Here is a 24,554-nt window from a genome sequence, read left to right on the forward strand (position 1 = left end):
CGGCCGCCTTCTGGGCTACCGCTCGAATGTCGTTTATAGCTCACCGCGCTGTTTTTTGCCTGCCGCAGCAACAAATCCAGCAAACAGTGGATGGCCATCACGCGGCGTTGAAGTGAATTCCGGGTGGAACTGGCACGCCACGAACCAAGGATGTGCTGGGTTTTCAATGATCTCTACCAGCTTTTTATCGGCAGACAGACCAGAAACTGACAATCCTGCTTTTTCTAGCTTAGGACGTAGCAGATTATTCACTTCATAACGGTGGCGATGGCGCTCATGGATTTGGGTATTGCCGTAGAGCTGATGCGCTTTCGAACCTTCAGCTAAGTGGCAAAGCTGCGCGCCTAGGCGCATGGTGCCACCAAGATCTGACGTCTCGCTACGCTCTTCCACTTTGCCTTCTTCATCGACCCACTCAGTGATCAGGCCAACGACAGGATAAGGGCTTGCTTGGCTAAACTCAGTCGAGTTAGCGCCTTCCATGCCGGCGACATTACGTGCGTATTCAATCAACGCCACCTGCATACCAAGACAAATACCCAGATACGGCACATTGTTTTCACGTGCATATTGTGCCGCAAGGATCTTACCTTCAATGCCGCGGTCACCAAATCCACCAGGGACGAGAATCGCGTCCAAGTCCTTCAGCATTTCACTGCCGCGGGTTTCAAGATCTTGTGAATCCACGTACTTGATGTTGACGGTCAGGCGATTTTTCAACCCACCATGTTTTAACGCTTCATTGACGGACTTGTACGCATCCGGCAATTCAATGTACTTACCGACCATACCAATGGTGACTTCACCCATTGGGTTGGCTTCTTCGTAGCTCACTTGCTCCCATTCAGACAAGTCAGCTTCTACGGCTTCAATGCCAAAGCGCTTGCAGACCAAATCGTCCAACCCTTGCGAACGGATCAACGATGGGATCTTGTAGATAGAGTCGACGTCTTTCATGGTGATCACCGCTTTTTCCGCCACATTACAGAACAGCGCAATCTTAGCGCGTTCATTGGCAGGAATTGGACGCTCACTACGGCATACCAGCACATCCGGCTGAATACCAATCGACAGAAGCTCTTTTACTGAGTGCTGGGTCGGCTTGGTTTTTACTTCGCCTGCCGCAGCCAAGTAAGGCACTAATGTCAGATGCATGAACATGGCATGTTCGCGGCCCACGTCTACCGTCAACTGACGAATCGCTTCCAAAAATGGTAATGATTCAATATCACCGACCGTTCCGCCGATCTCGACGATCACAATATCGTGACCTTCACCGCCTGCGACGATGCGATCTTTGATCGAGTTGGTAATATGTGGGATCACCTGAATGGTCGCCCCCAGGTAGTCTCCACGGCGCTCTTTGCGCAGTACATCCGCATAAACACGGCCAGAGGTAAAGTTATTACGCTTGGTCATTTTAGTGCGAATGAAGCGCTCATAGTGACCGAGATCAAGGTCGGTCTCTGCGCCGTCTTCCGTGACGAATACTTCTCCGTGCTGGGTAGGGCTCATTGTCCCTGGATCCACGTTAATATAAGGGTCGAGTTTCATGATGGTGACGTTAAGGCCACGCGCTTCAAGAATGGCTGCTAATGAGGCTGCAGCAATACCCTTACCGAGGGAGGATACAACACCGCCCGTAACAAAAATGTAGTTCGTCGTCATGCTAAACCTGAGAGTTGGATTTAGAGGAAATAAATGAAGTTCTGGACGGGATATTATGATACCAGACCCCACTGACTCCCACAATGTGAAAGCTACCACACACCCTGGTGTTTTTAATTGTCACAAATCAATTATGCCAATTACAGGATATTGCCTTACTCGTCTTTTTTAACCGCTTGCCACGCCGATTCTAGTTCATCCAGCTGACATTGTTGAATATTTTCTCCATTATCACGTAATTGATTTTCAACGCCACGAAAGCGACGTTCAAATTTCTGATTGGCTGCGCGCAACGCCTGCTCAGCATCCGTGCCTAGGTGGCGCGCGACATTGACGACAGCAAACAAAAGATCGCCAACTTCGTCTTCCACACGGCTTGCGTCAACCGGTGTCTGTGCCAATTCATGTTCGACCTCTTCCAGCTCTTCTCGCACTTTCGCGATAACCGGCGCCACGGTTGGCCAATCAAACCCTGCCCTTGCACATCGTTTTTGTAGCTTGTGGGCGCGAGTTAACGCGGGCAACCCCTGAGTCACGCCATCTAATAGACTGCAGGATTGGGTTGAGGGCATTTTCTCTGCGCGCTCTTGCGCCTTAATACCTTCCCAATCAGGCGAGCTTAATGGCTTCCCGTCCGCATCTTTAGGACCGAATACGTGAGGGTGACGACGCGTGAGCTTATCGCACACCGCACTGACGACATCGTCAAAATCAAATCGATGTTGTTCGCGCCCTAATTGACTGTAGAACACAATTTGAAAAAGAAGGTCGCCCAACTCATCTTTTAGGTCCGACCAGTTTTCACGCTCGATGGCGTCAGCCACTTCGTACGCCTCTTCTAAGGTATGAGGCACGATAGAGGCAAAGGTTTGTGCCTTGTCCCAGTCACAACCATGATTAGGGTCGCGTAAGGTCGCCATGATCGTCAGTAAGTTGTCAATTGACGCCATAAGAAGGTTCCTTCATGAAAAAAACGCCCTGTCGAAACAGGGCGAATGTATTAGCGGAGGCGTTTCGCTTCGACCACATCTTTCACTTGTTCAAGCCGGTTTACAACGCGGCTTAAGGTATCTAAATCAGAGATTTCGAGATCAAAGTCCATGATCGACATTTGCTTTTTATAATCAACCCGGCTTTGCATCCCGGCTACCCGTGCTTTCTCATTGCTTAACACGTTATTGATATCTTTGACCAGCCCGGTTCGTTCGTTTGCCGAAAGGCGAATGCGTACATGGTATTGACCAATATGGCCTTTCCCCCACACCGTGGCGATAATCCGCTCCGGTGCATGATGGCTAAGCTCATTGAGCTGCTCGCAATCTGCACGATGGACCGAAATACCACGCCCTTGGGTAACAAATCCTTTAATGTCATCACCCGGCAACGGCTGGCAGCAGCGCGCGAGATGCGTCATCAGGTTATCAACACCTTCGACAACCACGGCATCGCGGTGGGCTTTGCCGGTGCTCGGTTTTTGTTCGCTTTGCTGCAGTTTTTCTAACAACTGCTGCTCTTCTTCTTCCAGGCTCGGTTTATTAATCAGGCCATTAATATGGTTCACTACCTGATTAATGCGCAAATCACCACTGCCCACGCCGGCATAAAGCTCGTCCAGCGTGTTAACGTTAAAGCGTTTTAGCGCCAAATTGGCATCTTTACTGATGCCGCCAATTTTTTGTAGCTCGGTATCCAAGATTTCTTTACCGGCAGCAATGTTCTTGTCTTTGTCTTGCTTGCGGAACCAAGCATTTATTTTGGCGCGCGCACGACTTGAGTTAACAAATCCATGGCTGGGATTGAGCCAATCTCGCGACGGGTTAGGCTCTTTTTGCGTGATGATTTCAACCTGGTCGCCCATTTGTAGGTGATAGGTGAACGGAACAATTCGCCCTTCTACTTTGGCACCAATGCAACGATGACCCACTTCTGAATGGATGTGGTAGGCAAAATCAAGTGGCGTTGCCCCTATAGGTAAGTCGACGACATCGCCGCGCGGGGTGAACGCATACACCCGATCGTCGAACACTTGGCTACGCAACTCATCAAGCATTTCGCCCGAATCAGACATTTCTTCTTGCCATGCCAATAGCTTACGCAGCCAGGTGATTTTTTCATCGTAGCCACTGCGGCCACTGGCTGAGCCTTCTTTATATTTCCAATGGGCCGCTACACCTAGCTCTGCATCATCGTGCATTTGTTTGGTGCGAATTTGAATCTCAACGGGCTTGCCTTCCGGCCCCAACACCACAGTGTGAATTGACTGATAACCGTTCGGCTTGGGGTTGGCAACATAATCATCGAATTCTTTGGGCAGATGACGGAACTGGGTATGGACGGCACCTAATGCGGCGTAACAATCCTGAAGTTGATCCGCAATGATGCGCACAGCGCGCACATCAAACAACTCATCAAACTCCAGGTTTTTCTTCTGCATTTTGCGCCAGATACTATAAATATGCTTCGGGCGTCCATATACCTGTGCATTAATATGCGACGCTTCCATTTCCTGCTGGAGCCCTTCGACAAAGGCACTGATATAGTTTTCACGGTCAATGCGTCGCTCGGCCAGCTGCTTGGCGATTTGTTTATAGGTTTGCGCATGTTGGTAACGGAACGCGTAATCTTCAAGCTCCCACTTTAGCTGACCAATTCCCAATCGGTTAGCCAAAGGCGCATAAATGTTAGCGCTCTCTTTCGCTGCTTGCTGACGCACAGACTCTGGCGCATCTTTCACTTCACGTAAATGGCAAATACGCTCGGCGAGTTTAATCACCACGCAACGAAAGTCTTCCACCATAGAGAGCAACATACGGCGCACATTATCAACTTGCGAGGACGTGGCCTCATCGTCGGCTTGGGCATTTAAATGCCGAATCGCAGCGGTCTGCTGCACACCGCGAATCAGGTTGACTATCGACATCGAATAGTCGTCCGCCAGTGTCTCCAGGGTGACCAGTTCGGCGTCGACCATCGGAAATAATAGCGCGGCCAGCAAGGTGTCGGCATCCATGCTTAATGTCACGAGGATTTCGATCATCTCTCGGCCTCGCCACAAAGGCTGGCTGAGTGCTGATTCATCGTCACTCAATGCTCGACAATATTGGTAGCCGTCTAACAAGGCTTGTGTCGTCGATGCGTCTTGCCCGAGTCGCTTAACCCAGGTGTTAAGCTCAAATGTTTCATCTTCGTGTAGGTGGGCTTCTCGTACCGCAACCATAACTGTTCCTATCCTTAACTCTCTTACTGACAAGAGAGGCATGTCGATAACGACAAGCCACTAAACGCTTATGCCCGCTTGTTCGTCACCGGCTTAAACAAGGCCATCGATTCCATGTGTCCTGTTTGTGGAAACATATCCAGCATCCCTAATTTGACAAGTGCATAACCATTATCAAGCAGCACGCGGGCATCGCGCGCCAGGGTGGCAGGATTACAGGACACATAAACAATATGTGAAGCCCTCGATTGTGCCACAAAGTCTATAACACCCGCAGCCCCTGCGCGTGCCGGATCGAGTAAGATTTTGGTAAAATCGAAATGGGTCCACTCTCCCTCTAACGCGTCGCTATTTAAATCAGCTTGATAAAAACCGGTGTTATCACAACCATTTATCTTCGCATTATCTGCCGCCTGATTCACCATGGCTTGCACGCCTTCCACCCCGACAACGTGCCCAACCAGTTTGGCAGCGGGGACACTAAAGTTACCCAATCCACAAAAGAGATCCAAGACACGATCTTCTTTCTCTAGTGCTAACCAATCCAGTGCCTGTGACACCATATTCTGATTGACCGTCGGGTTGACCTGAATAAAGTCATTCGGTTGAAACGCAAGGCGACATCCCGCCACTTGGTAATCTGGCGCGGCGCCGATAAGACGTTCAGGTACGCCATCGCCTTGATGAAGATAAAAGGTGCAGCCTTGAGTTTCTGCCCAGTGGCACAATGCTTGACGGTCATCACTATGCAATACCTTGGTGGTACGCAACGACACTACCGTGGTGTTGTCAGCCTCAATCAGATCAAGATGACCCAAAATACGTCGACCACGCAGGCCATCCAAACACGGACGCAAGTGCGCAAGCAAAGTATTCAATGACTCACTCAGGACCGGACAATGGCTAACATTGATAATCGCACTGCGTTGGCGAGCACGAAACCCCATTGCCAATGCCCCCTTTTTATCAACCTGAAGACTGATGCGTGCACGACGCCGATACTGCCATGGCCTATCTGTAATAGGTGCCGAGAGTGTTGCCTCTTCCCCAGCAAATTTTTGCATCAGCTCATTCAGCGTTTGCTGTTTATGCGTAACCTGCCCTTCATGGCTTAGATGCTGCAAGCTGCAACCACCGCACTGCTGATAAACCGGGCACCCTGGCTCAACACGTTGTGTGGCGTGGCTATCGAGTTTAATTAATTGGCCGCGCGCATATTGCCGCTTTTGCTCGGTCAGCTGTACCAAGGCTTGCTCTTCCGGCAAGGTACCTGGGACAAACACCGGTTTTTTATCCAAAAAGCCAACGCCATCGCCATGATGGTCTAAGCGTTTAATGGTTATCAGCTGATGCTTTTGCTCAACCTTTTTATTTTTTTCGGGCTTAAAAAAGCGCGCCATGTCGTATTCCAGTGTTTAAAGCTTGTTGCCAAGCCAGTCAAGAGATCCTGCCAGTGGGAGTTGTGATAGTTCGCTGACTATTTTGTGATTGAATCATGTACACTGGCGCTAATTGTCGTCATTATTTTCCCATAGTTTATCTAGCATGACCAAATATGGCCTCCGCACTCGTGTTTCTGTACTCACTATTGCACCGACACTCATCGTTGGGCTATTACTCAGTGCATTTTTCACCAGCACCCGCTATCAAGACCTTGAGCAGCAACTCACGGTAACCGGTTCTGCGATTATAGAACCGCTCGCCATTGCCAGCGAAGTGGGATTGAAAAATGACAGTCGTGAAAACGTGCGCCGGCTCATCGGCTTTGCTCACCGCCAGCATTCTCAGTTTGTGAGAAGTATTGCCGTGTTCGATCGTCGTAACGAGCTGTTTGTGACCTCGAATTACCACCGCAATTTAGCCATGCTCTCCGTCGATAGTGGCCAACCTATTCCCACACAATTACAGGTTAGCCAACAGCAAGATACCTTGATTTTGCGTGCACCGATTTTAGAAATTGGACGCTTTACCCCCGGACTCAATGTCGAGCGCCCTTTGGGGTATATTGCGATGGAGTTGGACCTTAGCTCAGTACGGTTGAAACAGTACCAGGAAATGATCACAGCGCTGGTTATGGTCGCGCTGGGCGGGATTCTCTCCTGCTTTTTCGCTTACCGTTTGATTGCCGATGTGACTCATCCAATCGGCAACATGGTGACCTTGGTCGATAGAATTCGACGAGGCCATCTTGACGTGCGGATTGAAGGTGAGCTGCTCGGCGAGCTGGATACCTTAAAAAATGGCATCAATGCAATGGCAATCTCATTGTCCGAATACCATTTGGAAATGCAACAAAGTATTGATCAGGCGACCAGTGATCTACGCGAAACCTTAGAGCAGCTCGAGATCCAAAACGTTGAGTTAGACATTGCCAAGAAAAACGCGCAAGAAGCGGCACGGGTTAAATCCGAGTTTCTCGCCAATATGTCCCATGAGCTGCGTACACCGCTCAACGGGGTGATTGGCTTTACGCGACAAATGCTAAAAACCGAGCTCAGTAGTAGTCAACGAGATTACCTTCTCACCATTGAAAAATCCGCCAATAACCTGCTGACGATCATCAATGACATCTTAGATTTCTCTAAGCTGGAAGCGGGTAAGTTGCTGTTAGAAAACATTCCGTTCGACGTGCAAGAGATGCTCGACGAAGTGATGCGCCTACTCGCGCCTATGGCGCATGAGAAAGGGCTAGAGCTAACCCTGCGCACCGATGCTCGGATTCCTGCGGGAGCGGTTGGCGATCCGCTTCGTATCCAACAAGTTTTAATCAATTTGATTGGCAACGCGGCGAAATTTACCGAGCGAGGTAATATTGATGTCAGTGTCGATCTTAAACAGCTACACGATGAAACCGTCGAACTGCAGTTGATGGTCAAAGACACCGGCATTGGGATCTCTGAACGTCAACAAGCGCAGCTTTTCCAAGCGTTTAGACAGGCAGACGCCAGTATCTCGCGCCGTTATGGCGGTACTGGGCTCGGGCTTGTGATCACGCAAAAATTAGTCCAACAAATGGGCGGCGATATTGGCTTTACCAGTCGCCTTCACCAAGGTTCATCATTCTGGTTTACGCTGCAGCTGACACAAACTGATTTACCGGTATCGCAGCCACTCGACATCGAGCCTTTGGTCGGGCGCGATATTCTGATTGTGGAGCCCAATGCGCGTACCAGAGAGATTTTGCGCAAACGACTGAGCCAGGTGGGCCTAAACGTTGATACCGCGTCCGGCACCCATGTGCTCACTGACCGTCAGTATCATTTTGCTCTCCTTTGTTTTGATGCTGGGAGCATGCCTGCGCTCAGTGAGATGCAAGATGCAGTCAGTCTCTGTGAGCAGCAAGCGCAGTCAGTGGTGGTTTGCTTACCCACCACCGAACTCGAAGCATCCGAGCATCTTTTGAAAGCCGGTGTACGAGCGTGTGTCGCCAAGCCGATCCCGCAGCGTAAACTATTGGAAACACTGCTTGGTTCACCCGAGCCGGCGCCTTTGCCGCTACCTCAACCTAACACCACGCAAAAAGCGCCCTACACCGTGATGACTGTCGATGATAATCCCGCGAACTTGAAACTGATCACGGCCTTGTTGGCTGAGCGGGTAGAGAAAGTCGTGACCGCAGATGATGGCGTCAAAGCCCTGTCACTGGCACACCAATACGCCTTTGATATCATTTTGATGGATATTCAAATGCCTGAAATGGACGGTGTCACCGCTAGCCAAGAAATCCGTAAAGCGGGACTCAACCAGCAAACGCCGATTGTAGCGGTAACCGCTCATGCGATGCCTGGTGAGCGTGAGCGCCTTATTGATGCCGGGATGGACGATTACCTCACCAAACCCATTGAAGAGGCCATGTTAGAAAGCACCCTGAGTCGTTGGCTGCATTTTGATGACACGGTAGCACCTCATCAAGCCGCACCGTTACCCACTTATTCGGCTAACCAGGATCACAGTGCGCGTCATCTGGATTGGCAGCGGGCGCTCAACCAAGCAGCAGGCAAGGCCGATCTCGCCAAAGAAATGCTAGAAATGTTACTCGCCTCTTTTACGTCAGTGAAGAAGGTGGTCGCTAGTGCGTTGGCGGGAGAGTCAGAGACCGATAGCTTATGGCAAGCCATCCACAAGCTCCACGGTAGCTGTGCTTATAGCGGTGTGCCTCAACTGAAAAGCCTGTGTCACGAGTTAGAAACGCAATTAAAAGCCGGGGCAGATATCACAGCTGTCGAACCTGAGCTGTTAGAGCTCCAAGATGAGATTGCACATATTGAGCAACTGGCACCGCAATATCTCGATAACGCGCAGGGCTGTTAACCCGTTTCTAAGATAACATACGCGACCGCGTAGGCCTTTTCATCCGATAAGGTCAGCCAACAGTGCGCAACGCCACGCTCGCGTGCCAATTGGGCAGCACGGCCAGAAAGGCTTAGGGCTGGCTGGCCGGAAGTCTGATTCGTAATGGTAAAATCATGAAACGTGACACCGTCGGCAATCCCGGTTCCTAGCGCTTTCGCCGCGGCTTCTTTCGCAGCAAAGCGCTTGGCCAAGTAACGAGCAGGCGCATGATGTGTTGCCATATGGTCCCGCTCACTATCGGTTAGGATCCGATCGGCAAAGCGCGATTGGCGTGCAAACGCTTTTTCAACACGCGCAATCTCAACAATGTCTGTACCAATTCCAACAATGGCCATTTAGCGACGCGCCGCTTCCATAATCGCTTTCATATCCGCCACCGCTTTTTGCAAGCCATCAAACATTGCACGACCTATGATTGCATGACCAATATTCAGCTCATGCATTTCAGGCATCGCCGCGATGGGAGTGACGTTATGATACGTCAGGCCATGGCCCGCATTCACTTTGATCCCCAAATCGACAGCAGAGCTTGCCGCTGCGGAGATCTTTTTAAGCTCCGATTGACGATCGTTGTCATTGGTTGCATCCGCGTAGTGGCCCGTATGCAGTTCAATAAAGGGCGCACCACATTGGTGAGCCGCTTCAATTTGATTGCGATCAGCATCAATAAAAAGGGAAACCTTAATCCCAGCTTCGCTTAGACGCTGGGTTGCCGCTTTCACTTTATCCAGCTGGCCCGCGACATCCAAGCCCCCTTCGGTGGTGAGCTCTTCACGTTTTTCCGGGACCAAACAAACAAATTCAGGTTGAATCTCGAGCGCAATCTCAACCATTTCATCGGTCACCGCCATTTCCAGATTCATACGCGTTTGTAGCGTTTCTTTGAGTAAACGGACATCGCGATCAGTGATGTGGCGACGATCTTCACGAAGATGCACGGTGATCCCTGCCGCTCCAGCACGCTCAGCTAACTCCGCCGCATGAACCGGATCCGGATACGCGGTACCACGTGCATTACGTATCGTCGCAACGTGATCAATGTTCACACCGAGGTAAATTTTATCCATGATTATTTCCTTCTAAACAATTCTCTGCTTTTTAGCGGCTTAGGACCAAGATAAGGTTTGAGCGCCATACGTGTAAAACGCTTGGCGGCGCGCAGCTGTGCCACCGTTTCAAAATGTCGTGTCGCCAACGCTCGTAGATCAGCGCCAGTAAATTGCCGATGTTGGCTTTTCATGATCGACGCGACAAAGCCTTGCTGCTCACGATATAGATACGTCATAGTATCGTTGATCGGGTCGCCGCTACCAGCACAATGAAGAAAATCAACGCCATAGCCTAGTGCTTCTAACAGCGCAAGCTCAAAGCAGCGTAATGCAGGCTCTGGGTTGTGATAGCGGGCAAGCTGGGTTAAGGCGGTGACATAATCGAAAAATAACGCTGGGTAAGGCGTATGAGGCTCAAGCACACGCATAACTAACTCATTGAGGTAAAAGCCGGAATACAGAGCATTGCCTGATAAAGGCAGCGCGAGGCCTGTGGCCTCAGCACTGCGCAATGTACGTAATTCACCGCGTCCCCCCCACTTGAGCAGCAAGGGAGTAAAAGGCTGCAGTGCGCCTCTTATGGCCGAACGGGGACGACGTGCTCCCTTGGCGAGAAGCGTGATACGCCCCTCGAACTCAGAGAACACATCTAAGAGCAGACTCGATTCACTATAGGGGCGCGAATGCATCACAAAACCACGTTGAAAGCCGTCCACTCACCCTCTCCTGAGTGCATGGACCCGATGTTCGGGCCAATTAAAGATCGTCGATATAGCCTAAACTGCGCAACGCGCGTTCGTCATCAGCCCAGCCGGATTTCACTTTCACCCAAAGCTCAAGATAGACCTTACGTTCGAAGAGATCTTCCATGTCTAAGCGTGCCTCACGGCCAATGCGTTTGATCTTTTCGCCGCCTTTACCAATGACCATTTTCTTCTGGCCGGTACGCTCAACTAAAATCAAACCATTAATATGAAAGCCATCGGTTTCAGGGTTGTAGTCAAAACGTTCAATTTCAACCGTCACTGAATAAGGCAGCTCTTCACCGGTAAAACGCATCAGCTTTTCACGGATAATTTCTGAGGCCATAAAACGCTGAGAGCGGTCGGTAACATATTCTTCAGGGAAGTAGAATTCAGACGCCGGCAACGCATCACGAACACGCTGCTCGACCACATCAATATTGGTCCCGTTTTTCGCTGAAACCGGGATCACGTCGACAAACGACATCTTCTCTGACAACGCTTGTAGATGCGGAAACAGCTCCGTCTTCTCTTTAACGTTATCCACTTTGTTGACCAACAAAACCGTCGGCAACTCTGAACGCGCTAGCTTATTAAGCACCATTTCATCGTCATTGGTCCAATGTGTACCATCCACGAGAAACAATACTAATTCAACGTCGGTTAACGAGCTGTTTGCAGCCCGATTCATAAGACGGTTAATGGCGCGCTTTTCTTCAATGTGTAGCCCAGGCGTATCGACATACACCGCCTGGTAGTTATCCCGGGTATCCACGCCCATGATTCGGTGACGCGTGGTTTGGGGTTTACGCGAGGTAATCGACAACTTTTGCCCTACCAAGCGGTTCAGCAATGTTGATTTTCCTACGTTCGGGCGGCCAACAATGGCAATAAAGCCGCAGCGCTGTGTGTCAGTCATTATGTCAACTTCTGTAGTGCGAGTTCTGCAGCCGCTTGCTCTGCCTTGCGACGACTACTGCCTTTTCCAATCACAGAACGCTCCAGTCCTGATATCTGGCACTCTACCGTAAACTCTTGGTTGTGTGCTTCACCCTTCACTTTCATCACCGTATAAGACGGTAACGGTTTACGTTTTCCCTGCAAGAGCTCTTGCAAACGGGTTTTCGGATCTTTTTGGCTGACACCCGGTTCAATGGTTTCGAGTCGCTGCTGATACCATTGCAAGATAATATCTCGTACCCGGTTGATATCACTGTCTAAAAAGATGGCGCCAATCAATGCTTCTACAGCGTCAGCCAAAATCGAATCGCGGCGAAAACCGCCACTTTTAAGTTCTCCTGGGCCAAGGCGCATGACTTCGCCCAGAGAAAACTCCCGCCCAATTTCGGCTAGTGTATTACCGCGCACTAAGGTCGCGCGCATCCGACTCATATCCCCTTCATCCACTTTCGGAAAGCGATGATAAAGATCCTCGGCAATCACGAAGCTAAGAATTGAGTCACCCAAAAATTCGAGACGCTCATTATGTGTGCCATTGGCACTACGGTGCGTCAACGCCAGTTCAAGCAATGCAGCACTGCTGAACTGATAGCCGATCTCTCGCTGCAATTTATCTGTTAGTTTTGTCATCATAGTCCAGAATTAATCAATTCCACCAATACGGTTAAAGCGTATCCCTGTCGGTATCCACGATGGTAGCCAGCTGTCACTGTTGCGCTCGAATTCGAAGCTGACCCAAATAGCCACCGCTTTGCCGACTAAGTTGCGCTCAGGCACAAAGCCCCAAAAGCGGCTATCCGCACTGTTATCGCGGTTATCACCCATCATAAAGTAATGCCCTTCCGGCACCACCCAACGATTGACGCCCGGACGTGGCTGATAGGCACTGATTCGATCGCGCTTATTCGGATGGACAAGGATCTGATGCGCTTGCTCACCCAGCTGCTCTTGTGCTTGCACCAGATTCACACCACCTTGTGCAAATTCACTAGGCTGAATGTTATCTATCGCGACAGGCTGGCACTGCGCTTCGCCTTTAGGCTGAATACACAAGCGCTTATCTTCATACACAATGGTATCGCCGGGTAGCCCCACCGTACGCTTGATGTAGTCAATATTCGGCTGCGGCGGATATTTAAACACCACAATGTCACCGCGCTCAGGTTTGCCAGTATCAACCAGTTCAGTGTGAAAAGCCGGATCACGCAGCCCATAGGCAAATTTTTCCACCAAAATAAAATCGCCAACCAATAAGGTTGGCATCATCGATCCGGACGGAATTTGGAAAGGCTCATAAATGAATGATCGCAACACTAAAACCACCGCGATCACCGGGAAAATAGACGCCAGATTCTCAACCCAACTCGGTTGTGGCATCACTTTCGCGACTTGTTCGGCATCCAAATCAGTCTGTGCGACCTTCAGTGCTTTGCCTGCAGCCTGGCGGCGACGCGGCGCCCAGCGGTATTTATCTAACGCCCAAACCAAGCCGGTGACCAAGGTCACCAGCACTAAAATTAAAGAAAACGTATTGGCCATCATGGAATCCGTTGTTATTTATCTTTGCCCACATGCAAAATGGCCAAGAAAGCTTCTTGCGGCAGCTCGACATTACCGACCTGCTTCATGCGCTTCTTACCTTCTTTTTGTTTTTGCAATAGTTTTTTCTTACGACTCACATCACCGCCGTAACATTTTGCCGTGACGTTTTTACGCAACTGCTTGACGGTTGAACGGGCGATAATGTGATTGCCAATCGAGGCTTGGATGGCGATATCAAACTGCTGACGCGGAATAAACTCTTTCATTTTTTCCACTAGCTCGCGACCACGCGGTTGCGCATGAGCACGGTGCGTAATAATCGCCAGTGCATCGACACGCTCGCCATTCAGTAAGATATCCACCCGTACCATGTCAGACACGTCATAACGTTCGAAGTTATAATCTAACGAGGCATAACCGCGCGATGTTGACTTAATACGGTCGAAAAAGTCCAACACGACTTCCGCCATCGGTATGTCATAGGTCAGCGCAACTTGATTGCCGTGATAAACCATATCCACTTGGGCACCACGCTTCTCAACACACAAGGAAATCACATTGCCGACGAATTCATTGGGCACCAAGATATTACAACGCGCGATAGGCTCACCAATGGCTTGAATGTCATTCACTGGGGGCAGCTTGGCTGGGCTGTCTACATAGATGATTTCACCATCGTTTTGCGTGACTTCGTAAACAACCGTAGGGGCTGTGGTGATCAGCTCAAGGTCGTATTCTCGTTCCAGGCGCTCTTGAATAATCTCCATGTGCAGCATGCCAAGGAAACCACAACGGAAACCGAAGCCAAGCGCCGCAGAGCTCTCTGGCTCAAAGAAAAGCGACGCATCATTGAGGCTTAACTTATCCAAGGCATCACGGAAGTTTTCATAATCATCGGATGAAATCGGGAATAAGCCCGCGTACACCTGAGGCTTAACTTTTTGGAACCCTTCAATCCGTTTTTCGCAGCCGTTTTTGGCATGGGTGATGGTGTCGCCCACGGGTGCGCCGAGGATATCTTTGATCCCACAGATCACCCAGCCTACTTCACCGGTTTGCAAACCATTAAGCTCTTTACGCTTGGGCGTGAAAATGCCAATGCTGTCCACGTTCCATTCTTGGCCCGTGCTCATGATTTTCACTTTGTCGCCTTTTTTGAGCGAGCCTTCACGAATGCGCACTAACGAGACGACGCCAAGGTATTTATCGAACCAAGAGTCGATAATCAACGCTTGAGTGGGGGCGTCGGGGTTACCTTCTGGCGGTGGAATAAGGCGAACAATATCTTCGAGTACGCCATCGACTCCAACCCCTGTTTTGGCTGAACAACGCGTGGCTTCAATGGCTTCAATACCAACAATATCTTCGATTTCTTGCGCCACACGGTCTGGGTCGGCGGCCGGCAAATCGATTTTGTTCAGGACAGGGACCACTTCAAGGTCCATATCCATTGCGGTGTAGCAGTTGGCGAGCGTCTGTGCTTCAACCCCTTGTCCTGCATCCACCACCAGCAAAGCACCTTCACATGCCTTCAGTGAGCGCGACACCTCATAAGAGAAGTCGACGTGTCCTGGCGTATCGATGAAGTTCAACTGATACTCATTGCCGTCTTTGGCTTTATAGTTCAGTGTCACACTTTGTGCTTTGATGGTGATACCGCGTTCACGTTCCAGATCCATGGAGTCAAGGACCTGCTCTGCCATTTCCCGGTCAGTAAGGCCGCCGCATACGTGAATGAGTCGATCAGAAAGCGTCGACTTACCGTGGTCAATATGGGCGATGATCGAAAAGTTACGAATATGCTTCATAAGTGGGTGTGACTTACTCGTTATCAATAAGAATGGGATCCTAAGATCAATTGGGCTGGATTCTACCGAAAATAGTGGCTAGTCGCTATCCTGGTGTCTGGTATTTATCACTGCCAACTCGGAAATTGGCTCTCCCATGACACGCAGAAGCTCAGGTTGCTGCTGTTCGGCACTCCCGACATATTTCGCTAAACGTCGTGCGATACCGACCCCAAGGGCACCGAAGCCTAGGCTTAGTGCGATAACACCTCCTTCACCGCTGCCTGCCAACGCGGCAAAGAAAAATTGCCCCAGTAAGGCGCCCACGAACATCATCATTAATGGCACCATATAAACCACGAGCGCCGAGCGGACCAAGGTGGCTTCACCGAGGCCAATTTCAACGAGGGTTCCTGTCGGCAGCGGTTCTGGCGAACGAACGCTGACATGGTTCACTTTTCCGGGTAGGGCCTTGGACACAATGCCAGTGCCACACTGGCTTTGCGATTTGCAGCTGCCACAGCTGGTTTGCTGCTGACAGGCAAGGGACAGCCAGCCGTCTTGGTACCCTGTTACCTCCGCCAGTGCTTTAATCATGGTGCAACCTTTTACTCTGTCTGTGATGTTGGCATGCGATTAATACGAACCGAATCAGCAATCCGTTTAGCGGTCTCCGGTGGAATGTCCCCCACCACTGTAATTTCGGCGTTGCCATTGATAACACTGTGCAGCGTCCGTCGGCCTTGGCGCACTATCTGTTTACGCACGGAGACATCGTCGGCTTTGGCTAAATAAACAGAAAAACTAAAAAGGCCGTCGCTAAACATTTGGCTTTCCACTGCCCGCTTAGTCATCATTAAACGATGGCGGTTACTGTATACAGGCTTAAAGCCATCTGGCAGCACCGTCACCTGCCAATCCAGGTCAGAGCGGCGGGTTGTTTGTGGGAGGGTTAATACCGGCGGCAGGGCTAACTGCGTGAGTTTTTGCATCGCGTCGTTAATTTTGGGCGTAACCACCAGAGATAAGGCGCGATACTGTTCAAGCGGATCCCCATCTCGGTCGAGTAAATCGGCTCTCACCGGTAGGTGACTGTCTTGGTCTAGCCAAAGCACGTACGAATATCGCTCACCATCTTTCGGTGTGATACGTACAACCTGGCAATCCATGCCCGCCTCGCGCGCATGTCCCATTGAGACAAAGTCATAATGGTTTGCCAGTATATCAATATCGGCCTGAATGAGGGTAGGCAATGGTGCCACCATATGATCACTGGCGATCGTGAAAGGGTCATAACCAGGTTCAAAATAACTGATTTCCTTTCCGCGACGAATTACTTCTCGCGACGGACCACTTAAATACATGAGATGACCAAACGCTTCGCCACCTACCCGTGCATGGCGAAAACGCAGTGGCTCTAGGCTATTTTTGCCAACGAGAATGTAGGACAGTTCATAGTCCAAGGTATCGCTTGCGGTATCCATTTGATGTAACAAAGCCTCGGCAGAGGGTTCGGCCGAGGCTTGCGCAGACATCAAACTGACCAGCGCAAGCGCACCGATCAGAGTTTTTTTCATTGCTTACTACTGCTTGTCGACGGTGCCATTGTCTGATTGCTAGACAGACTATCCTTATTCAACCTTAGCTGCAATTCATAGTCTTTGAGCATTGCATTTACGCGCCGACGCTGCTCCATCATTTCAGATTCTGAAGGCGTCGCACGCAAATCATTCCGGCTTAAACTCACCGGTTCAGCAGCACCTGCAAAAGGAATCGTTTCCAATACTGGCGGTTGGGTTTGATTGCCAACCCCCGGAGACGTTGGTTCAGACTGGTTATAATGCTGCACGCCTACGATCACGGCGAGAGAAACACAAGCGGCGACACTGACCTGAGTGAGCTGTTGCAGCCAGCCAGGTAGGTGGCGACGCGCCTTTTTCGGACGCGGCTGTGACTCGTGCATCGGGTGCACGTTACTGTCAACGTGAGCGCCTTGATAAGCCGGTTCTGCTTCCAACGCGGACGCGACAGAATCGGCAATGTTCCATTGCAACGAGCCAGGCGCGTCACCACGCATCACATCACGAATGATGCCGAAGTCGCTCCAGGTCTGTTGTGCGCTATTATCTCGCTCTATGTCATGGATCACCGACGTGTCCACCCGTTCGCCATCTAATAACGCCGAAATTTTTTCTTTATCCGTCATTCAAGTCACCGTCATGCAGCCAGTAAAACTCGTTACCGTTTCATCAGTGGCCGGATGCGCTTTTCTACCGCTTCACGCGCTCGAAATATACGCGACCGTACCGTACCGACTGGACAATCCATTACCTGTGCAATTTCCTCATAACTGAGCCCATCGAGCTCGCGTAAGGTGATTGCGGTTCTTAAGTCGTCAGGCAGTGTTTCAATGGTCGAAAACACCACCTGCCTCAATTCTTCAGACAACATCAAGTTTTCAGGGTTCGATATTTCTTTTAACGACCCCCCACTTTCGTAATTTTCTGCTTCGTCGGCGTCAATATCGCTGCCTGGTGGACGTCGTCCTTGTGCCACCAAATGGTTTTTCGCGGTGTTCACTGCAATGCGATACAACCAAGTATAAAACGCACTTTCGCCACGAAACCCCGGCAAAGCACGATACGCTTTAATAAACGCTTCTTGTGCGATATCCGGAATATCACCACTGTGTGAGCCTACATAGCGGGCAATAAGGTTACATACCTTATTTTGATATTTGACGACTAACAGATTGAAAGCTTGCTTGTCACCATTCTGTACACGTTCTATTAGAACCTGGTCGGTTAGCTGCTCGCCCATTCGAGCGTTTACTCCTTGGTTGATCTTTTCGCCCGATTATCGACATTCTAGGTCCGACGTTGTCAGAGCGCGGTTAAACCCGCTTGCGAGCTTTCGCTGAGAATTCGATGACCGCTTAGGAGAAAAGTTCCTCACCATGTTGGTTTTATTATGCGTGAAATCACATTACTGTGACGGAATGACCAAAGCGCGCGTCTTTGGCTGCGTGTATTGTCCCCCAAACAATGCCACGGTTGCAAACTTTCACCCAAGCAAGACTGGATTTGATCTTAGCGCGCGCGGCCGCGTCAAATTGGTGTAACATTGGGAGCGCAGAAAGAGGATTAGGGATCATGACGACCACAACTCAGGAACATCAATGTGACGTGTTGGTCATCGGCAGCGGTGCCGCTGGCTTATCGTTGGCGCTACGTTTGGCGCCCACGCACCGGGTTATCGTACTCAGTAAAGGCCCTCTCAGTGAAGGGGCGACACTCTACGCACAAGGCGGCATCGCCGCTGTTTTTGACGAACAAGACTCAGTGGAGTCCCATGTCGAAGATACACAAATAGCCGGTGGCGGTATCTGTGATACCGATGTTGTCGACTTTATCGCCCGTAACGCCAAAGACTGTGTTCAATGGCTGATTGATGGCGGCGTGCCCTTCGATCAAGAAGACAGTGATGATGAAACCCCGCGTTATCATCTCACTCGCGAAGGTGGTCATAGTCATCGACGTATTCTACACACCGCCGATGCAACCGGTATGGCGGTGCAAAATTCATTGCAAGATAACGTTCGACAACATCCTAATATCACCCTACTCGAGCGTCATAACGCGCTGGACATTATCACGCGTAAAAAAGTCGGACTCGGCGGCCCTAATCATGTGTTAGGGGCCTATATTTGGAATCGCAATCAAGAAGTTGTAGAAACTGTCCGCTGCAATTATGTGGTGCTGGCAACAGGTGGCGCGTCTAAAGTGTATCAGTACACCTCTAACCCAGACGTCTCTTCTGGTGATGGCATTGCGATGGCATGGCGAGCAGGTTGCCGTGTCGCGAATCTTGAGTTCAATCAGTTCCACCCGACTTGTTTATACCACCCTGACGCGCGTAACTTTTTGCTAACCGAAGCATTACGTGGTGAAGGTGCGCACCTAAAACGCCCGGATGGATCGCGCTTTATGCAAGACTTTGATCCGCGTGGTGAGCTTGCTCCCCGTGATGTCGTGGCGCGTGCGATTGATTATGAAATGAAACGGCTTGGCGCTGATTGTATGTATCTCGATATCAGCCATAAAGATCCGCAATTTATCACCAAGCACTTCCCCACCATTTACGAGAAGCTAAAAGAGTACGGCATTGACTTGACCCAAGACGCCATCCCGATAGTTCCGGCCGCCCACTATACCTGTGGTGGTGTGATGGTGGATAAAAATGGCACTACGGATCTGCCTGGTTTATATGCCATTGGTGAAGTGAGTTATACCGGGCTACACGGTGCAAATCGCATGGCCTCTAACTCCTTGCTCGAATGTGTGGTGTATGCGTGGTCTGCCGCTGAGCATATTAAAGCCCACTCAGACCATATAGAGCCACACACAGCGTTGCCAGCTTGGGATGAGAGCCAAGTGATTTGTTCCGATGAGGAAGTGGTGATTCAGCACAATTGGCATGAGCTGCGCCTGTTTATGTGGGATTACATGGGGATTGTGCGCTCAACCAAGCGCTTAGAACGTGCTTTGCGTCGCATTGAGCTACTTAAACAAGAAACACACGAGTACTACGCTAATTTTCGTGTCTCGAATAACTTGCTCGAATTACGTAATTTACTCCAAGTCGCTGAATTGATGGTGCGTTGTGCCATGCAACGCAAAGAAAGTCGTGGTCTACATTACACCATTGACTATCCTGACGCTCATGCTCAATCAGGCCCAACCATCCTCGTTCCCGATCAGCCTTGCTAATGTGGCGCATGGTATCGTCGCAATAAACAACGGCCAGTCTCTCGACTGGCCGTATGATTAGCTTTTAAATTCACTTACGGCCCGCTCTAAGTTAGCCGCTTCTTCTGCGACTTGATGAGCAGCTTGACGGTTTTGGCTCGCGCGTTCAGTACTCGTCTGGGCAATGTCTTGAATGTTGTGCACGTTCTGGTTAACTTCTTTGGCAACCGAGCTTTGCTGCTCTATCGCCGTCGCAATATGCGTACTCATATCCATAATCTGTTGCATATCTTGCATAATCTGTGACAGCTCTTGCGAGGCGGCATCTACTTTGGTGACAGAGCTTTCGCCATCTTCTCGACTTTGCTCCATACGCTCTGCAACTGACTGTGTTTGCGCCTGCAGCGAGGTAATAATGCCCGATATTTCATCGGTCGATTGCCGGGTACGAGTTGCTAATTGACGCACTTCATCCGCGACTACTGCAAACCCTCGTCCTTGCTCCCCCGCACGCGCGGCCTCGATGGCAGCATTGAGTGCCAGCAGATTCGTTTGCTCTGAAATGTCTTTAATGACATCCAATACCGAGCCAATGGTCTCAGACAGCTTACTCAGTTCAAGCACCTCGTTACTGGTATTGCTGAGTGTCTCGGCCAATGTCATGATCATCGTCCGGGTATCATCCACCACTTGCTGTCCATTTTGCGCACGACCTAGGCTGGTTCTCGCGTTATCAGCCGCCTGATCGGTATTGCCGGCAATATCCCGAATCGTGCTTTCCATCTCATTCATCGCCGTTGCAGCATGGGTCGTTTCATCCAGCTGCGTCGCCAGTGCGGTGCCGGTTTGCGCCGTGCGAGACTCCACCTGCTCTGCGCTTTGGTGTAAAGCCTGCACCGCTCGACTAACATCGACCACCATTTTTTGAATACTACTCAGCATCTGATTGACATCGTTTGCCATCAGTGAAATTTCATCTTGCCCAGTCTCATCGGCGCGCAAGGTCAGATCCCGTTGCTGAGTAATGGCCGCCATCTGCTGACTGAACAGCGCGATGCGCCGTTGAATACCTCGGTTCATCCACAGAGAAACCACCGTCATGATGATCGCTAACACCAATACTATCGACCCCGTCACTATCGTGGTCTGGCGTAGCGCTTGATCGATCGCTTGCTGGTATTCTTTGCTTAACGCGTCAAACATATTTTCCACTTGGTGCGTTTGACTCCGTATCTCGCCCAAAAGCCCTTTATCTGGCGCCAAACCTAATGCTTTTTTCTGCGCAACAACGTTTTCAACTTCAGACTGGTGAGCTTTAAACAGTGCCAATAGATCACCTTCAAGATAGTCTGTTAAGGCATCCATATGATTTTGGTATTGGTCGATGTAATCCAGATGACTGCTTTGAACAAACAGCTTGGCGTCCGCCACTAACAAGCGAGCACTGCTTTCTAGCACAATATCGTTTTCAGTTGCGGCCACGAGCGCTTGACTCGCGCTTTGCATTTGGCCTCTTAAGCCTTGCTCTGTCGTTAAACCTAATGTTTGGTAGCCGTCACCCAGTTCGCTGAACCCATTTGCATAAGCTTGCATGGCTGTCTTAACGTCATCAATCGTGACGGTTTCTAACCCAAGGGAGGCACTGCGTGCTCGAAAGTCGGTCAGTTGCTGATTAAAGGTTGCGACGTTGTTTTCAAACCGAGAGAGGTATTTGGGATCCATCCGAGCAAGAAAGTCTTTTTCATTACGGCGTAAATTAAGCAGTACGACCTCGAGATCGGACACCGCGGTTAACTGGCGATGCATTTTATCTAACCGCGTTTCCGCGTTCCAAGCCGCAGCCATCACAGCGAGTAATGCCAACACCGACATCACGGTAAGAGAAAGTAACTTGTGTTTTATTTTCATAACGACCCTACAACACCTTCAGAGCAAGACTGGATTAATCACGTACTTGCACTAACTATCGGCGATGTTAGGAAAAAGTAAAGCAAGGCAACCAAGGCGTCATAAATATGTCACAAACTATCCTGCTTTGGTTGACAATAATGCCGATAAAGCAGACGAAAATGATAGTCCGGCAAGCCATGGCGCCACAAATACAAACAGCGCGCATCCGATTGCGCTTTGAGCATCATCAGCCAAGGCGTCGCCCAGATACATGTGATGGGTTGGCGTTCGCCGCTGGGTAGCCTTATCCAATCATCAAAATACACAGTGACACAGCCGGTACTCTCGACCAGTCGGTGTTGAAAGTGAATCAATTCACGGACAACGTGAAGCATCAGGAAAGCACGCGCGCAAAGCGGGAGGGACACATGCACCGCCAATAGCCATGCCACCATCATGCCGACCAGGAATAAACAGACGGTGACATAGCGCGGGCAATGGAGTTGGCTATGTACGCAACTTACTTCGGTTATAGGCAACTACCTTCTCGACAACAGAGACCATCTTAGGATCGTCAGGTTTACCATGCCCCATCAGCCAGGCAAACAGATCCGGGTCGGCGCTTTCTAAAAATGCGACAAAATCCTGTTTTTCATTTTCATTCAATGTGTCGTAGCATGCCTCAAAATAGGGCATGACCAATACATCAAGCTCCAGCATCCCCCGACGGCATGCCCAACGAATTCGCGCTTTATCTTCAGTGTTAACCATGTTGACCTCTATCACTGATATCAGTGGATGGATACTATCAACGCAAGGGTCTGACGACCACTTTTCCCAAAAAAGAAAAGACGAATCTGAGAGCTCTCTAGCGTTAATCCGTCGTTTGGCGCAATACCCTTACAATACAAAGGCTGACAAGCCTGTTATGCACCATTACTATACGAGAGATAGCCTGTGTTTTCTCAACGGAGAGCGTGATTTATATGAGCGAATGGTATCAAACCCAAGCTTTTGAGCCTGTGGCACAACACCCCAGTGACCAGACGCCGGAACTGGCCATTGTTGCCCTCGATAATTGGGCGTTAACCAAAATTAGTGGCGACGACACTAAGTCATACTTACAAGGCCAGCTCACTTGCGATATTGAGCAGCTCGACGTGGATCAATCGACCTTAGCGGCGCATTGCGATCCAAAAGGTAAAGTCTGGTCCGTGTTACGTTTTTTCCACTTCCAAGATGGCTTAGCCATGGTGCAGCCGGCATCGATTGAGGCAACCCAATTACAGGAAGTCAAAAAATACGCCATCTTCTCTAAGATCGCATTTGATAAAGTCGACTGCGTACTTCTTGGCGTGGTTGGCGCCCAAGCGGAAAAGTGGGTGACTGACCACTTTGGCCCACAAGGTAACGTCCGCCAGGGCGAGCAGGGAACGGCGGTGATGATCGCGCCTCATCGTTGGTTACTCGCGATCACTCCCGATGCGGCAACCGCGCTCGTGAATCAGTATCAGTCGTCCGCGGTCCTTCTCAGCAGTGAATATTGGGATCGATATGAAATCGATGCCGCACTCCCTCGCATAGAAGCCGCAACCAGTGGTGAGTTTATTCCTCAATCGTTGAATTTGCAGGCATTGAATGCCATCAGCTTCACCAAAGGCTGTTATACCGGCCAAGAGACCGTTGCTCGCGCTAAATACCGAGGAATAAACAAGCGGGCTATGTATAAACTCATAGGACAAGCCACACATACACCGGTGGCAGGGGATAAAGTCGAGCGTTCTGTCGGTGAAAACTGGCGCTCTGGTGGAACCGTGATTGCCGGTTACCGTCAAGCTAATGGCCAGGCAGCAGTGCTAGCGGTTCTGCCAAACAACCTCGATGACGAGACAGCATTTCGCCTAGCGGATGCGCCAGAGTTTATCTGGCAGCGTGAGCCTCTACCTTACTCTCTGACTGACGATAAATAAGTGGTGAGCTTGACATCTCCCCATGCGGCTTGGCAAACACAGGTGACCGCGGCGCTTGATCACGCCGACGTCACTTACCGGGAAGCCAATAAACAGAAAGGGATCCCGCCAGGATCCCTCACTTGTCAATGCTAGTGGCACACGGTTGGTACTACACCTTAATCGGCATCTTGGTCGCCTAAGGTTTCTTCATACCCTTGTGCATCAAACAAGGCATCAATTTCTGATTCGTCAGTGGCTTGAACTTGAAAGAGCCAACCATCGCCGTAAGGATCGCTGTTGACTAATTCTGGGGCGCTATCCAATTCCTCATTCACGGCGATCACTTGCCCGGAAATCGGCGCATAAATATCTGACGCTGCTTTGACCGACTCGGCCACTGCGCAATCATCCCCGGCATCAAAGGTGTCACCTTCATCAGGTAAATCAACAAAAACCATATCACCAAGCAACGCTTGAGCATGATCGGAAATGCCAATGGTGAAGAGACCTTCCCCTTCAGGACGCACCCACTCATGCGTCTCAGTAAATTTTAATCCGGATGGAATATCGCTCATAATATTGTTCCTTGTTAGACCCAATGACCTTGTTATACCCAATACTCAGGTTGTAGCCAGTGCTCTGGTT

The 24,554-nt window shown here is 50.2% G+C and carries 22 protein-coding genes; 3 read left to right on the forward strand and 19 right to left on the reverse strand.

The window, feature by feature from the left end:
* Positions 1–33 precede the first annotated feature (33 nt).
* The 4 genes from BZG80_RS03825 to rlmD form a co-directional block, all read right to left on the reverse strand.
* Positions 34–1,668 (reverse strand): CTP synthase, encoded by a 1,635-nt coding sequence (locus BZG80_RS03825; RefSeq protein ID WP_077660066.1) that lies wholly within the window; start codon positions 1,666–1,668, stop codon positions 34–36.
* A 155-nt stretch (positions 1,669–1,823) separates the two neighbouring features.
* Positions 1,824–2,618 (reverse strand): nucleoside triphosphate pyrophosphohydrolase, encoded by a 795-nt coding sequence (gene mazG, locus BZG80_RS03830; RefSeq protein ID WP_077678772.1) that lies wholly within the window; start codon positions 2,616–2,618, stop codon positions 1,824–1,826.
* Between the two features lie 50 nt (positions 2,619–2,668).
* Positions 2,669–4,885, reverse strand: a complete 2,217-nt coding sequence (gene relA / locus BZG80_RS03835; RefSeq protein ID WP_077678773.1) for a GTP diphosphokinase — start codon at positions 4,883–4,885, stop codon at positions 2,669–2,671.
* Between the two features lie 68 nt (positions 4,886–4,953).
* Positions 4,954–6,285: a 23S rRNA (uracil(1939)-C(5))-methyltransferase RlmD gene (gene rlmD, locus BZG80_RS03840; protein WP_077678774.1), complete on the reverse strand. Its 1,332-nt coding sequence runs from the start codon at positions 6,283–6,285 to the stop codon at positions 4,954–4,956.
* A 145-nt stretch (positions 6,286–6,430) separates the two neighbouring features.
* On the opposite strand from rlmD, the gene barA reads away from it, so the two are divergent.
* Entirely contained in the window at positions 6,431–9,196 is a 2,766-nt protein-coding gene (gene barA / locus BZG80_RS03845; RefSeq protein WP_077678775.1) for a two-component sensor histidine kinase BarA, read from the forward strand.
* On the opposite strand, the gene acpS is transcribed toward barA, so the two are convergent.
* The 11 genes from acpS to rpoE form a co-directional block, all read right to left on the reverse strand.
* Positions 9,193–9,573, reverse strand: coding sequence for a holo-ACP synthase (gene acpS / locus BZG80_RS03850; RefSeq protein WP_077678776.1), 381 nt, complete (start codon positions 9,571–9,573; stop codon positions 9,193–9,195). The two genes, barA and acpS, sit on opposite strands and share 4 nt — an antisense overlap.
* Positions 9,574–10,305 (reverse strand): pyridoxine 5'-phosphate synthase, encoded by a 732-nt coding sequence (gene pdxJ / locus BZG80_RS03855; RefSeq protein WP_021022096.1) that lies wholly within the window; start codon positions 10,303–10,305, stop codon positions 9,574–9,576.
* 2 nt (positions 10,306–10,307) lie between these two features.
* Positions 10,308–11,003 carry a DNA repair protein RecO gene (recO, locus tag BZG80_RS03860; RefSeq protein ID WP_077678777.1) on the reverse strand — a complete coding sequence of 232 codons (696 nt, stop codon included), beginning with the start codon at positions 11,001–11,003 and terminating at the stop codon, positions 10,308–10,310.
* A 40-nt stretch (positions 11,004–11,043) separates the two neighbouring features.
* On the reverse strand, positions 11,044–11,949 hold the full coding sequence (era, locus tag BZG80_RS03865) for a GTPase Era (RefSeq protein ID WP_077678778.1): 906 nt from the start codon (positions 11,947–11,949) through the stop codon (positions 11,044–11,046).
* A complete protein-coding gene (gene rnc, locus BZG80_RS03870; protein ID WP_028569567.1) occupies positions 11,949–12,620 on the reverse strand; it encodes a ribonuclease III in 672 nt (223 codons plus the stop codon). Before rnc ends, era begins: the two co-directional genes overlap by 1 nt.
* Before the next feature lie 12 nt (positions 12,621–12,632).
* Positions 12,633–13,529, reverse strand: a complete 897-nt coding sequence (lepB, locus tag BZG80_RS03875; protein ID WP_077678779.1) for a signal peptidase I — start codon at positions 13,527–13,529, stop codon at positions 12,633–12,635.
* Between the two features lie 14 nt (positions 13,530–13,543).
* Entirely contained in the window at positions 13,544–15,340 is a 1,797-nt protein-coding gene (lepA, locus tag BZG80_RS03880) for a translation elongation factor 4 (RefSeq protein WP_077646664.1), read from the reverse strand.
* A gap of 78 nt (positions 15,341–15,418) precedes the next feature.
* Positions 15,419–15,916: a SoxR reducing system RseC family protein gene (locus BZG80_RS03885; RefSeq protein WP_077678780.1), complete on the reverse strand. Its 498-nt coding sequence runs from the start codon at positions 15,914–15,916 to the stop codon at positions 15,419–15,421.
* A gap of 11 nt (positions 15,917–15,927) precedes the next feature.
* Positions 15,928–16,896, reverse strand: a complete 969-nt coding sequence (gene rseB / locus BZG80_RS03890) for a sigma-E factor regulatory protein RseB (RefSeq protein ID WP_077459793.1) — start codon at positions 16,894–16,896, stop codon at positions 15,928–15,930.
* Complete coding sequence (locus BZG80_RS03895) at positions 16,893–17,525, reverse strand: RseA family anti-sigma factor (protein WP_077678781.1); 633 nt, start codon at positions 17,523–17,525, stop codon at positions 16,893–16,895. Before BZG80_RS03895 ends, rseB begins: the two co-directional genes overlap by 4 nt.
* 32 nt (positions 17,526–17,557) lie before the next feature.
* Positions 17,558–18,139 (reverse strand): RNA polymerase sigma factor RpoE, encoded by a 582-nt coding sequence (rpoE, locus tag BZG80_RS03900; protein WP_021022105.1) that lies wholly within the window; start codon positions 18,137–18,139, stop codon positions 17,558–17,560.
* A 332-nt stretch (positions 18,140–18,471) separates the two neighbouring features.
* Between rpoE and nadB the strand changes: the two genes are divergently transcribed.
* Complete coding sequence (gene nadB, locus BZG80_RS03905) at positions 18,472–20,088, forward strand: L-aspartate oxidase (protein ID WP_077459795.1); 1,617 nt, start codon at positions 18,472–18,474, stop codon at positions 20,086–20,088.
* A 57-nt stretch (positions 20,089–20,145) separates the two neighbouring features.
* Here the strand turns inward: nadB and BZG80_RS03910 are convergent, their stop codons facing one another.
* The 3 genes from BZG80_RS03910 to BZG80_RS03920 form a co-directional block, all read right to left on the reverse strand.
* Positions 20,146–21,975 (reverse strand): methyl-accepting chemotaxis protein, encoded by a 1,830-nt coding sequence (locus BZG80_RS03910; RefSeq protein ID WP_077459796.1) that lies wholly within the window; start codon positions 21,973–21,975, stop codon positions 20,146–20,148.
* A 110-nt stretch (positions 21,976–22,085) separates the two neighbouring features.
* A complete protein-coding gene (locus tag BZG80_RS03915) occupies positions 22,086–22,496 on the reverse strand; it encodes a hypothetical protein (protein ID WP_131826334.1) in 411 nt (136 codons plus the stop codon).
* Positions 22,465–22,728: an FAD assembly factor SdhE gene (locus tag BZG80_RS03920; RefSeq protein ID WP_021022110.1), complete on the reverse strand. Its 264-nt coding sequence runs from the start codon at positions 22,726–22,728 to the stop codon at positions 22,465–22,467. Before BZG80_RS03920 ends, BZG80_RS03915 begins: the two co-directional genes overlap by 32 nt.
* 215 nt (positions 22,729–22,943) lie before the next feature.
* Here BZG80_RS03920 and ygfZ point away from each other — a divergent pair, with 215 nt between their 5' ends.
* A complete protein-coding gene (gene ygfZ / locus BZG80_RS03925; protein WP_077678782.1) occupies positions 22,944–23,927 on the forward strand; it encodes a tRNA-modifying protein YgfZ in 984 nt (327 codons plus the stop codon).
* Positions 23,928–24,085: 158 nt separating this feature from the next.
* On the opposite strand, the gene gcvH is transcribed toward ygfZ, so the two are convergent.
* On the reverse strand, positions 24,086–24,484 hold the full coding sequence (gene gcvH, locus BZG80_RS03930) for a glycine cleavage system protein GcvH (protein WP_021022112.1): 399 nt from the start codon (positions 24,482–24,484) through the stop codon (positions 24,086–24,088).
* Positions 24,485–24,554: the final 70 nt, after the last annotated feature.

It is taken from the genome of Salinivibrio sp. MA440, from assembly GCF_001996265.1.
GTDB classification, from domain to species: Bacteria; Pseudomonadota; Gammaproteobacteria; order Enterobacterales; family Vibrionaceae; genus Salinivibrio; species Salinivibrio costicola.